A 12677-nucleotide genomic window follows, 5' to 3' on the forward strand; every position below is an offset into this window, starting at 1 on the left:
GCGTTTTTCCATTAACCTTTGCAACCATGCGGGGATGGGGTGCAGTTCTTCTCGGTGCGATTGTCGCCGTAGGTCCGGCTGAGGCGGGCCCTTGGGCGCGTGATCTGGGCGGCTTTTACCTGCGCGGCCTCGTCTCCAGCGAGACGCTCGAGGGGATCAACGGCTACCGGGCGGATGTCTATGGCGAGTATGGTCTGACCGACCGCTGGACGCTGACGGGCAAGAGCGAAGCGGTGGCCTACCAAGACAGTATTGGCAGCATTGACCGCCAGTCATATCGGCTGACAGCGCGGCGTCAGCTCTGGTCGCGTAAGGGGTTCACGTTCGGCGTTGAGGGTGGTCCGGTATATGGCAGCGCGATTGCGGGCACTTATGGCTGCGACGAGTGGGGCGCTGAGGCGCGGCTTAGCAGCGGCTATTCAGGCGTGCGGCGCAGCCTTGGTTATTACCTGTTCGCCGATGTCGCCGCGATCAGCCACCAGGACGGTTGTGTTCGCGAGCGGGCGGAGTTCGGTTATGGCGCCGATATCAGCGACCGCATCTTCGTGACTCAGCAGGTGTGGCTGGAACGCAGCAATGACAGCGCGGACTCGAACAAGTACGAGTCGCAGATCGGCTATCACTTCGGGCATGTCGATGTGGCGGTTGGCTATCGCGAGGAATTTGGCGGCGCGTATGAGGAGAGCGCCTGGCTGGTGGCGCTCACCACACGGCGCTAAGGCTGAGGCGCTTACTCGTTCGGGGCGTCGCCTTCAGCTGACGTGTAGCCGGTCTCAAGCATCAGGTAGGCGATGAGGGCATCGCGGTCTGCCGGCTTGCGGACGCCGGCAAAACTCATGCGGTTACCCGGGAGGTAGGCGCGCGGATTGGTCAGCCATTCGTCGAGATGGTGAGGCTCCCAGATGAAATCGGCATTAGTCAGCGCATCGGAATAGGCAAAGCCTGGAAGCGAACCGACCTCGCGGCCAAAAAGGCCGTGCAGGTTGGGGCCGACGAGATTGCCGGCACCCTCAGCCGTGAGGTGGCATGACTGGCAGAGTTTGAACGTGCGCTTGCCGATCGCGTAGTTGGCCGCGTTGTAGGGGGCGGGGAGGCTCGCGAATTCAGGGCTGGGTTCGCCGGGCGCTACAGCAACAGGTGCGGGGGCCGGGGTTGACGCTGCGACCGGCGCCGGGGTTGCGGCAGGCGCTGCGGTGACTTCAGGCGGGGTGGATTCGTCGGCGCCAGAGCCGCCACATGCGGCAATCATGGCAAGGGCGGCGATTGCGGCAACGGGCTTCAGCATGGTCTTTGTATCCTCTTGAGACAGTCGAGGGGCAATGTGAGCCGAAGCGTTGCGGGTTGCAACCGCCTGAAACGCGACACTTCGCGCTGACAGGCATGGCCTGATGCGGGACCGCGACAAAACCCACCTGCTGGGTTAGGGTCTGCGCATGCCTGATTCCGTTCGTCCCCAGCCGCAAATACGCAAACTGCCCCATGATGTGGTCAACCGCATCGCGGCGGGTGAAGTGGTCGAGCGACCCGCCGCCGCCGTCAAGGAACTGGCGGAGAATGCACTGGATGCGGGGGCGACCCGCATCAACATTGCCATCGAGGATGGCGGCCTGAAGCGGATGACGATTGAGGATGACGGCTGTGGCATGTCATCGGATGACCTGCTGCTGGCGCTGGAACGCCATGCGACATCCAAACTGGCGCCGGGCGCTGATGGACGGGTAGACCTCCTGAACATCCACACGATGGGTTTTCGCGGTGAGGCACTGCCGTCGATTGGCTCGGTCAGCCGGATGACCATCACGTCGCGCGCGACTGGTGAGGACGCGGCGGACGTGTTTGTCGAGGCTGGACGGATCGAGGGGCCAAGACCGGCGGCATTTACCGGGCGCGGCGAGACGGGCACACGCATTGAAGTGCGCGACCTGTTCCATGCGACGCCGGCCCGATTGAAATTCATGAAGGGCGAACGGTCCGAGACGATGGCCGTGTCGGATGTGGTCAAGCGGCTCGCCATGGCGAACCCGACCGTGGCGTTCAGCCTGGAAAGCAATGGGCGCAGCCTGTTCCGACACGCGGCAGAACCGGAAGGCGAGGATGGCCAGCTGTCGCGCCTTGGCGCCATCATGGGGCGGGACTTCCGCGATAATGCGGTGGCGATCGATGCGGAGCGGGAAGGCGTGCGGCTGACCGGCTTTGCAGGCCTGCCGACGCTCAATCGCGGCAATGCGCAGATGCAGTTCATGTTCGTCAACGGACGGCCCGTGAAGGACCGGATGCTCAATGGCGTGATCCGCGCGGCCTATCAGGACTTCCTGGCGCGCGATCGCCACCCGATGGCGGCGCTGTTTGTCGAGCTGGACCCGGAATATGTCGATGTAAACGTGCACCCGGCAAAGACGGAAGTGCGCTTCCGCGATGCGGGCAATGTGCGGGGGCTGATGATTGGTGCGCTGCGGCACTCACTGGCGGCGGCGGGGCACCGGGCCTCGACGACGGGGGCGGGGTTTGCGTTGGGCAAGGCGAAGGCCGAGGCGCCGATGCCGAGCGGGGCGCTGTTTGCGTCGCGGCCCGCCTATGGTGCGAATGACGGTTACGGCGCGGCCAGGCCTCCGGCGGATGCTTACCAGCCGGGCGTATTCGCGGAGCCGCCAAGACAGCCTTATGATGCAGAGAATGCACCGACGGCGCGCATAGAGCCGGTGCCAGCGCCTGCACAGGTGGATTTCCCACTCGGCGTGGCACGGGCCCAGCTGCACGAGACCTATATCGTGTCGCAGACGGCGGATGGCATTGTGATTGTTGACCAGCATGCGGCGCATGAGCGCCTGGTCTATGAGGACATGAAGCGCCAGATGGCGGCGGGCGGCGTGAAGCGACAGGCGCTACTCATTCCTGACGTGGTGGAGCTGACCGAGGACGAGGCAGCGCGCGTGCTGGAGCGGGCGGGTGAGCTGGCCGAGCTGGGGCTGGAGATCGAGGCATTTGGGGCGGGCGCAGTGTGCGTGCGGGCGACGCCGGCGCTGTTCGGCGAGATGGACGCGATCGGCCTGATCCGCGACCTGGCGGATGATTTTGCAGAGTATGAAGCAGGGTTGGCGCTAAAGGAGCGGTTCGAGGAAGTCATGGGAAATATGGCCTGTCGCGGATCTGTGCGTGCGGGCCGGCGGCTGAATGGCGATGAGATGAACGCGCTGCTGCGGCAGATGGAGGCGACGCCCCATTCCGGCCAATGCAATCATGGTCGACCGACCTATGTCGAGCTGAAGCTCGCCGATGTAGAGCGCCTGTTCGGGCGGCGCTAGCCATCGGCTTTCAGCGCCGACGCGTTCACATGCGGACACATCGTGAGCTATGACATTCGCATGGAAATCGGCTTGCCTTCAGGGCGTATTTTCTGTGGCATTGACGTTGCGCAAGCGCCCTTTCGTGTGATTGCGCGCGGGGTAAATCCTGCCTAGTGTCCCGCCCATGAGCCGGGTTTCACAAGCGATCAATATCAGTGACTTGCGCGCGCTGGCGAAGCGTCGCCTGCCGCGCATGGTGTTTGATTATATCGATGGCGGGGCCGAGGACGAAGTGACCTTGCGGCATTCCGTCGACCGGTTTGCCGATTATGGCTGGCAATGGAATTCGCTGGTCGATAGTTCGCAAATCGATACCAGCACCACTGTGCTGGGCGAGACGATTGCCCAGCCATTCTTCATTTCGCCCACCGCCGCCTCGCGCCTGTTCCACCCGCGCAAGGGCGAGCTGGCGGTTGCTGCGGCGGCACAGAAGGCGGGTATTGCCTATTCGGTATCGACGCTTGGCAGTCAGACGCTGGAGGATATTGCGGCGGTCGCGCCCGACGTGCCGAAATTCATCCAGATCTATGTCTGGAAAGACCGGGGTATCGTGCGCGACTTCATGGCACGGGCGAAGGAAGCTGGCTATACCGGATGTATACTGACGGTTGATGCGACGGTTGCAGGCCTGCGTGAGCGTGACCCGCGCAATGGATTCTCGATTCCGCCGAGCATCAACGCGAAGACGGCGACGCAGGCGATGGCGAAGCCCGGCTACCTGTTTGACATGTTCACGTCATCGCCCATCGGGCCGGCCAATTTCGAGAGTGTCGATACGGGCGGGCGCGATGTGATGGCCGTGATCAACGACCTTTTCGACCGGACCATGTGCTGGAAAGACCTTGAATGGTTCGTCAATGAATGGGGCGGGCCGTTTGCCGTGAAAGGACTCAGCACGGCGGCGGATGCGCGCCGGGCAGTGGATAGCGGTGCAAGTGCCGTCTGGGTGTCGAACCATGGCGGGCGGCAGATTGATACATCCGTGCCAGTGATCGACCTGTTGCCGGAAATCCGCGCGGCAGTCGGTGCGGGTGTTGAGATTATTGCAGACGGCGGCGTGCGCCGGGGCGCGCATGTGCTGAAGCTGCTGGCGCGCGGGGCCAATAGCGTGGCGCTGGGACGCGCTTACCTCTTCGGCCTGGCGGCCGGCGGCGAAGCCGGTGTGACGCGGGCGCTCGACATACTCGCAACCGATGTCACGCGCGGCCTGTCGCTGCTGGGTGTGCCGAAAGTGGCGGACCTGGACGGCACATTGCTGAGACTGTGCCGCCCCTGATGCGCCCTATGTGAGGAAGCCGAGATTTTTCTCGGTGAAGTTCGACAGGTTGGGCAAGGCGGCAGAGAGTTCGCCAGAGTCGAGCCCGAACCATGAACCGAGCGTTGCCGCATATTGCTCCACCGAGACTTTCGGGATGAGGCGTCCGTGCGTCGACGTGAACGTATCGGAATCAAGATCCGGCGTGGGGATGTCGCCATAGATTTTCTGACCGACGACAGAGCCGCCCGCGACGAAGTGGTGTCCGCCCCAGCCATGGTCGGTGCCGTCGCCATTGTCGATCGTCGTGCGGCCGAATTCCGACATGGTGAACAGGGTGACATCGTTCCAGACGCCCTGGTTGATCATCTCTGTGCGGAAGGCGGAAACGGCCTCGGAGAGCTCGGTGTGTCGCGAAGGTATCTGACCGGCTTGTCCGCTGTGCGTGTCGAAATCACCCATGAAGACATAGAAGACCTGACGCTTTACGTTGAGGGCATCACGGATGCTGATGGTTCGGGCCACGCTGGCCAGCTGGTTGGCAGTATAGCTCGCCGGGAACGTGGCCGTGAGCCCCGGCTTGCCGCTGAGGGCGGCGTCATAGGCATTGTTGTTGATGACCGCATTGCCGGACTGACTGATATAGTCGCGGGCATAGAGATTGTCTTCGGAGAAGCTGGCCTTGGCGACATAGTCGTCGAGCGCGCGCCGCGCGGCATCATACTTGGACTCGCCGCCGAGCGTGTAGATGTCGTCGACAAGCTTTACCTGCTGTGCCCCGGCAAAAGAGGTTGTGAACTGGCTGGCTTCCGTGCCCGAAAGGAACACGTCATTGGGGCCTGCCGAGACCATCGCATAGAGCGGGTTCATCGTGGAATTGGACCGGATGGCGGCATCGGCAAAGGCGCCGCCCCAGCCATACTGCGCGCCTTCCACACCAAGCGACATCCATGTGGATTGCTGGTCGTTGTGCGAGAAAAGGCGTGGCGGCAGGCTGAAGGTTGCCTTCTCGAGATCGGGGCGGGTCGTCGGTTGTATCAATGGGCCGACATTGCCGACGATGGCCATTTCGCCCGCTTCAAACATGGATTGGAAGCCTGCCAATTGCGACGGCAATCCATACTGGCGCGAGCCGAAATTGGCGGCGTTGGTTGGGTTGATGGGCAGGAGGTTGCTGCGGTCGCGAGAACCGCCCGATCCATAGGCGCCGAACAAGCCAGGCCGGGCCTTGGCCAGCAGGTCGTAGGAGGCCACATCGCGCGGGAAGACTGTATCCGCATGATCCATGCCGCCTTTGAGGAAGATGCAGACGAGCGCCTTGTATCCGGACGTGCTGGCAGCAAAGGCCTTGCCGCTGGTCAGCGTGCTGAGGACGCCGGTGCCGGCAAGAAAGCCTGTCGCGGCTCCGGCCTGGAGAAAGTGGCGGCGATTCATTTTAGCCATTCTGGTTATCCCTGAATCTGGAGCTATCGCTGGATGGCGTAAGCGGATGAGGTGATCGTCATGAAGGCGGCGAGCTTGGCACGTTTCTCGCGGTCGGAATCAGACGCAACGGGTATGGAGGAGACGGCATCAACGATGTCGGCCTTTGCCGCATCCGTCATCGTGTTGCCGGTGAGCAGGAGGTCGAGATAGTCGGTTAGCGCCTGAGCATCGTCGGCAATAGCGATTTCCGGGCTGTAATCCGGGATGAAATTGTCGGCAGGTCCGCTGGTGTCGAAGATGAACGCCGTCATGAAGTTCATGAAGCTGACGATTGAGCCCTGGTTCACCACCTGGAACTCCGGCGCGGTCAGTCCCTGTGCACCTGTCTCTGTTCCCGGGGCGACATAGCCGGGCCGGTAGAAGTTGAACACGGATGGAGACCGCATGGGCTGCTGGCCAAGGCCTGTGGATGGCGATGACGTATCATCGAGCATGCCTTCACGAGACGAATCTATGTTTCTGACATCAAAGGCGCGGGCCCAGTTGACGAACTTCAGGACAGGCTCGCGGATCTTGCCTTCGCTCTCATAATTGTTGGCGTCATTGACGCTCGGGTCGAGCAGGATGGCTGCCACTGTGGCTTCGAGGTCGCCGCGCTTGCCGGTGCCGAAGACGCGTCCGTTGAGGGCGGTGAACGTACCGGCGTCAAATACGTCCGCGACGCGTTTGACATATTCCGGGCTGGGCGAACTTGCGGTGAAGCGCTGGATCAGCTGGCGGGAGACGAAAGGCGCCGTGTTCGGATGCTCGAAGATCGTGTCGAGGGCAATCTTGATGCTCTCGTCGCCACCCGTGTTCGGAGGAATGACCACGCCAAGAAAACGCTTCTCTTCAGACGAATGCATGTAATCGAACATGACGAGTCGCTTGTACTGCGAGTTTGCGTCTTCCTGATAGAAATTGGGGCCGGCCCAGCTGAGGCCGGTAAAGACTTTTGCGAGGCCTTCGACATCGTCATTGGTGAAGGTTTCGACCTGCTTGCCATTGACCAGTTTCGGTGTGCCATCCTGATTCAGTTCGACAACGCCGATGGTGAAGAGCTGCATGACTTCGCGGGCATAGTTCTCGTCCGGCATGCGGCCGGTTATCGGATCGCCCTTTTCGTTGCGCCAGTAGGTGAGGTAGCGCGCCATGGCGCTGGAATAGGTCACTTCCTCCAGGAGGTCACGGAAGTTGCCGAAGGCATTCTTCGACAGCACGTCCATGTAATAGGCAATTTGCGGCGTTGCGTTGTAGGCGGTGTCATCCGAGACGACGAACAGTTGGGACAGGGCAAACAGCATGCGGGTGCGCAGCTGGTCATTGCCGGCAATCATGTTGTCCCAGAGTATATCGCGATGCTTGTAACCGTCGATATTCTCGCCACTATCCCGGCGGGCGAGCAGGTCACTCAGGTAGAGCGACGCCGGCTTGTCGATTTCAGCCTGCAGCCAGTCTTCCGCATCAGTACCGACGAGCGACACGATGCTTGAAAAGTCACCACCAAAGGTTGCCCGTCCCAGCCATTGCTGGGCCTCGACCCTGTTGTCGATCCGCGTGTCATATGTCCCGGTCGGCGTCGGGCCCGTGGTGGGCGGAGGAGGTGGCGACGGGGGGGGAGGTGGCGGAGGAGGAGGGGGAGGCGGCGAGCCCGGCGTGGTGGGCGGGTTCGGCGTATCTATGCCGCCGCCTGTGCCACCGTCACTGCCACCACCGCCGCAGCTCGCGACGAGGCTCGCAAACACGAAGCTTGCGGCGACTGTCTGCACATATTTGCGCGACCGCTGTTTCATTGAAAATCCCTCTACACTTGCTCAACGTGTATTGCGGCTTCTCCGGCATTCGTGAACTGAAGGATTGGTTAGAATCCGCTGTCCCCATTGGGCTTTCGTGACATTCTGTCCATGCCCGGAGTTGAACTGATGGGCTCATTGCCTCATCCCCGACAAGAAGCGCAATAGTTAATGTCATCAAAATCTGAGGAATATCAGGGGGCCGCAGGCAAAGCCTCGAAATTGGTCGCCTAATGACTGCTGCAGCCATTGGGATTCGCACGGGCTCCCGCTCGCAACAAGGTAGAAACATTAATTATTTATAGGGTTGAAATTAAAGCAGTCTTGCGCGGATTTCAGGCTAGCTTTTCGGCTTTGGCGCGGGCTTCGACGCCTTGCTTTTTTCCGCCTTGCGTTGGTTCTTGCGCTCGCGTTTGAACGCGTCCGCCTTACCCGATGCGACCCACCAGAAAATGCGCCACGCCTCGCCGAGCGTCATATGAGGGGCAGGCGCGATCGTGCCGACCTTCTCTTTCGCCGCGATACGGGGGGCCTTTCGTTTGCGCGACCGGCGCTTGCCGACGGGCTCTGCGGGTTCGGGTGGCGACGTGATCGTCTCCACCTCCTCCGCATCCGTATATTCCACTTGGGCCGGCACATCGCCCTTCTCGAATTGCGGTTCGAGATTGTGCAGGAGATGTTCGTCCGAGAAGTCGATGGCCAGTTCGACCCACAGGGGCAGGTGATCTGACATCTGCCAGGTCAGCCAGCGTTTGGAGTAATAGTCCTTGTCTTTGTTGCGATCCTTGGGCGAGCCATCGGCATTGAGGTCGCGGTGGCGCGTCGGCAGAACCGGTGCGTAATGGTCATAGTGCTCAGGGGTGAACAGCGTTTTGGTGAAGTTGAAGACGCCTGCTGACAGGAACGTGACTTCGTCCTTGCGCGTGCGGAATGCGATCTGATCGTAATACTTCGTGCCGAGAATGTTGGAGGGGAAGAGGTCTGGCGGCAGCTGGAACCCGGCCTTTGTCAGCGCCTGCATGGTCTCGTCGACAGTGTTCTTGATATTGAAGTCGCCCAGAAGGATGAAGTTCTCGTTCTCGCGTTCGGCGCGGCCCGCCATTTCCTTGGCGATATATTCGATTTCCTTGACGCGGCGCTGGTAGCCTTCGCTCTCCTTGCCATCGTCACCAAAATAGATGTGCACGGTACAGAGGGAAAACTTGAACCAGCCAGCCTGGAACGACACCATGAAGGGCGTTCGAGCGAATTGCTGTTCGTCCGGCAACAATGCGTGCTTGGGCAGAACGATCTCGCCAGCGATGTTGCGGAAGCGCACCTTCCGGCTGTCATAGACGAAGGCCATGCGCTCACGGTTGCCGGATGGGCCAACGGTGACATCAGTGGCGATGAAGTCCCAGCCGGGCCCCATGAGGCGGATGACATCCTTGATGGGCGAGAGGTCTTCGTTGACTTCCTGAATCGCGCAGATGTCGAATGCCGACAGGATCTCTGCAATGTAGAACAGGCTTTCGCGGCGGCGGGGGCCGTGGCGGAACTTGTTATTGTCAAAGTCGCGCAGGTTCCAGGTGCCGATAATGATCGAGGCATCCTTGGTCTTGCGGGGGACGCCATCAGGCAGGGCCGACTTCAGGCGGGCGCGCAGATCAAGCAGGCGCCGGGATGTCCAGTCGCGCTCGGAGGGCGAGAACAGGCGTGTGTCCCGAAGGTCGGTATACCAGGCCATGCCCCGTCAACTCCGCATTCTGCGATGGTTAGCATCTCGGCAAGTTTGGTTACTGAAGAGTTAAACCGAGACCACCCGCCCCGGATTCATGATGCCGAGGGGGTCGATGGCGCGTTTGATGGCGCGCATGGTTTCGGTGGCGGCAAGGGGGCGGAGGTTGGCGAGTTCGTCGCGCTTGAGGCGGCCAACGCCGTGTTCTGCGCTGATCGACCCGTCATGAGCCATCGTCTGGTCATAGATGATGCGTGTGACGGCAGGCGTGTGACCCTTGAGGACGGGCGCATTGGCGCCAGCCGGTTCGCAGACCGAATAGTGAAGGTTGCCATCGCCGACATGACCGAAGATGACGAATTCTGCGCTGGGCACGACCTCGAGGACGGCTGCATTGCAGCTCTCGATGAAGGCCGGGATGCGGCTGACGGGAACGGCGATGTCCTGATTGATCGATGTGCCATAGGCGCGCTTGGAGAGCGGGATCGTCTCGCGGATGTGCCAGAAGCTCTGGGCTTGCGCCTTGCTGGCGGCGACGACGCCGTCTTTCACGAGATCCTGTTCGAAGGCGGCTTCGAGGGCTTTCTCTAGTGCATCACGGGCATGGGCTTCGTCGACCATGGAGACTTCCATGAGTACGCGCCATGGCAGGTCTGAGGGCAGCGGGTCGCGGGTGCCGGGCACGTCTTCCAGCACCATGGCGATGGCGCCGGACGGGATGATCTCGAAACTCGTAACCGTGTCGCCGGCATGCTGGCGCACGAGCGCGAGGAGGGAGACAACGTCTTCCGTGCTGGAGCAGCAGACCCAGGCGCTGGCGCGCTGGACCTGCGGGAACAGCTTGAGCGTCGCGGCGGTGATCAGGCCGAGCGTGCCCTCGGCGCCAGCGAACAGGTGTTTCAGGTCATAGCCTGTATTGTTCTTGCGCAAGCCCGACAGGCCATTCCAGATTTCGCCGGAGGGCAGGACAACTTCGAGGCCGAGGATCAGGTCACGCATCATGCCATAGCGCAGCACGGCGACGCCGCCGGCATTGGTCGAGATCAGGCCTCCGATCGTGGCTGTGCCTTCGGAGCCGAGGGAAAGGGGGAAAAGGCGGCCTGCGTCTTCGGCCGCCTGTTGCGCGGTGACGAGCGGCGCACCTGCTTCAATGACGAGGGAATTGTTGAACTGGTCGACGCTGCGGATTGCATGCATGCGGGTCATGGAGACGACGATCTCGCCATGCGGCGTGCCGGCATCGACGAGGCCCGTATTGCCGCCCTGCGGCGTGAGGGCGACGTGGTGGGCAGCGCAGAGTTTCACGAGTGCCGCAGCTTCCGGCGTGCTGGCAGGCCGGGCGAGGAAAGGGGTTTCGCCTGTAAAGGAGCCGCGCCACGGCGTTGCGACCTTGCCCAGCTGTTCGGGATCTTCGCTCCAGCCCTTTGGGCCGAGCAGGTCCTTGGCAGCGGCGAGGAAGGCGGCGGGTGGTTTTGTCATGATGTGTGTTTTCGCATTTCTTCGGCGATGGCGATACCGCCCTCGTGGGTGGACAGGCCGGCGATCACACCCGCGCGTGCCTCTGCGGGCTTGTTCTGGCCAAGCTTGGTTGTGCCTTCGAAACGCTCGGGCACAAGGATAAAGGCGCGGATGCCGCGCAGCATGGCCTCGAAACGTCCGGGCGTCATCTTGTGGCGCGTCCATTCGGGCTTGGGCGCGAGCGGAGCTTCATGGAGGTGCGAGAGATCGTCGAGGACCTGCGTTGCGCCTGCATCGTCCAAGAGCGTGACGGGGCCCTCGGCCTCGACTGACAGGTAGTTCCAGGTCGGCACCTGATCGTCCATGCCATACCAGTCGGGCGAGATGTAGGCATCGGGGCCTGTAAACACGATCAGGGCGCGGCTGCCGGACTGCAGCGCGGCCGTGACGGCATTATTGGCCGAGAGATGGAAGCGCAGGGCGACCTTGCCGTCTTCCTGGTCGATCAGGACGGGGGCATGCGCAGCCATGACGCGGCCATCCTGTGTGGCGCAGACAAGGGCGAACGAATAGGCGCGGGCCCGCGCGACGAGCGTGGCGATATCGGTCTCGTGGAAGGGGCGGGCTGGGTGCATGCGTGTGACTTAGCAGGAGTGGTGTGACGGCGCGAGAGGATCAGTCGCGATGGGCAGCGCGGGCGAGGCGGTCATTGATGGCCTCGCCGAGGCCCGTTCGCGGAATGGGGGCGACGGCGATACGCTCATAGCGCAGGTCGAAAGCGCGCAGCATGGCGAACAGGTTGGCGGCGGCTTCAGCCAGGTTGCCACTGGGCGAGAGATTGCCCTCCAACGGGCAGTGGTCGCCAAAGCCGAGATAGCCTTCGCCGGACATGGGGGTCGCGGCGTCGAGGCGCAGCGTGGCGCGGGGCGCATAATGGCTTTTCAACTGGCCGGGCGCGGTGATGCCGGAGCCGCCGCCGGGACGGGCCAGCGTGAGGCCAAGCACGGCTTCGATCTCGGCGGTTTCGAGGGCGCCGGCGCGCAGCAGCATGGGCGTTTCGCCCGTGAAGGCGACGATGGTGGACTCGATGCCGCGCGCGCAGGGACCGCCATCGAGAATGTAGGCAACCTTGTCGGCGAGATCGCTGCGGACGTGTTCCGGCGTGGTCGGGCTGACATGGCCGGACCGGTTCGCGGACGGTGCCACGAGCGGACCACCAAACGCATCAAGCAGGGCCTGCGCAACCGGGTGGGCCGGACGGCGCAGGGCAATCGTATCGAGGCCGGAGCGGGCGAGATCGCAGGTCTGGCCAGTGGCAGCGACGGCGAGGACCATGGTGAGCGGGCCTGGCCAGAAGGCCTCCGCCGCCTTGCGCGCGAGGGGGGTGAACACGGCTTCGCGCTCCGCCATGGCCTGTGAGGCGACATGGGCGATCAACGGGTTGAAGTGCGGGCGCCCCTTGGCCTCATAAAGGCCTGCGACAGCTTCCGGATTGGCCGCGTCACAGGCGAGGCCATAGACAGTCTCGGTCGGCATGGCGACGAGCCCGCCCGTTCGCAGCACGTCTGCGGCACGGGCCAGCACGTCTGGCGTCGGAGTTACGATCTTCGCGGTCATGCGCGCGGCCATAGCATTGCGGTGCGAGC

At 62.5% G+C, this 12677-nt stretch carries 10 protein-coding genes; 3 read left to right on the plus strand and 7 right to left on the minus strand.

The window, feature by feature from the left end; genetic code table 11:
* Window positions 1-26: 26 nt before the first annotated feature.
* The gene (locus HOC_RS03625; RefSeq protein ID WP_035535909.1) at window positions 27-719 is read left to right on the plus strand and encodes a hypothetical protein; all 693 of its coding nucleotides are present in this window, start codon (window positions 27-29) and stop codon (window positions 717-719) included.
* Between the two features lie 11 nt (window positions 720-730).
* Here HOC_RS03625 and HOC_RS03630 read toward each other — a convergent pair whose 3' ends face one another.
* Entirely contained in the window at window positions 731-1285 is a 555-nt protein-coding gene (locus HOC_RS03630; RefSeq protein ID WP_035535910.1) for a c-type cytochrome, read from the minus strand.
* 148 nt (window positions 1286-1433) lie between these two features.
* On the opposite strand from HOC_RS03630, the gene mutL reads away from it, so the two are divergent.
* Window positions 1434-3302, plus strand: a complete 1869-nt coding sequence (mutL, locus tag HOC_RS03635) for a DNA mismatch repair endonuclease MutL (RefSeq protein WP_035535911.1) — start codon at window positions 1434-1436, stop codon at window positions 3300-3302.
* A 166-nt stretch (window positions 3303-3468) separates the two neighbouring features.
* The gene (locus HOC_RS03640; protein WP_035535912.1) at window positions 3469-4620 is read left to right on the plus strand and encodes an alpha-hydroxy acid oxidase; all 1152 of its coding nucleotides are present in this window, start codon (window positions 3469-3471) and stop codon (window positions 4618-4620) included.
* A 6-nt stretch (window positions 4621-4626) separates the two neighbouring features.
* On the opposite strand, the gene HOC_RS03645 is transcribed toward HOC_RS03640, so the two are convergent.
* From HOC_RS03645 to HOC_RS03670, 6 genes are all read right to left on the minus strand, one after another.
* Window positions 4627-6042, minus strand: a complete 1416-nt coding sequence (locus HOC_RS03645; protein WP_084146115.1) for a DUF1501 domain-containing protein — start codon at window positions 6040-6042, stop codon at window positions 4627-4629.
* A 23-nt stretch (window positions 6043-6065) separates the two neighbouring features.
* Window positions 6066-7856, minus strand: a complete 1791-nt coding sequence (locus tag HOC_RS03650) for a DUF1800 domain-containing protein (RefSeq protein ID WP_035535914.1) — start codon at window positions 7854-7856, stop codon at window positions 6066-6068.
* Window positions 7857-8196: 340 nt separating this feature from the next.
* Entirely contained in the window at window positions 8197-9582 is a 1386-nt protein-coding gene (locus HOC_RS03655) for an endonuclease/exonuclease/phosphatase family protein (RefSeq protein ID WP_051624490.1), read from the minus strand.
* Between the two features lie 60 nt (window positions 9583-9642).
* A complete protein-coding gene (locus HOC_RS03660) occupies window positions 9643-11052 on the minus strand; it encodes an FAD-binding oxidoreductase (protein WP_035535915.1) in 1410 nt (469 codons plus the stop codon).
* A complete protein-coding gene (locus HOC_RS03665; protein WP_051624491.1) occupies window positions 11049-11666 on the minus strand; it encodes an FMN-binding negative transcriptional regulator in 618 nt (205 codons plus the stop codon). Before HOC_RS03665 ends, HOC_RS03660 begins: the two co-directional genes overlap by 4 nt.
* A 40-nt stretch (window positions 11667-11706) precedes the next feature.
* Window positions 11707-12648 (minus strand): L-threonylcarbamoyladenylate synthase, encoded by a 942-nt coding sequence (locus tag HOC_RS03670; protein ID WP_035535972.1) that lies wholly within the window; start codon window positions 12646-12648, stop codon window positions 11707-11709.
* Window positions 12649-12677 lie beyond the last annotated feature (29 nt).

This window comes from Hyphomonas oceanitis SCH89 (assembly GCF_000685295.1).
Classification (GTDB): Bacteria; Pseudomonadota; Alphaproteobacteria; order Caulobacterales; family Hyphomonadaceae; genus Hyphomonas; species Hyphomonas oceanitis.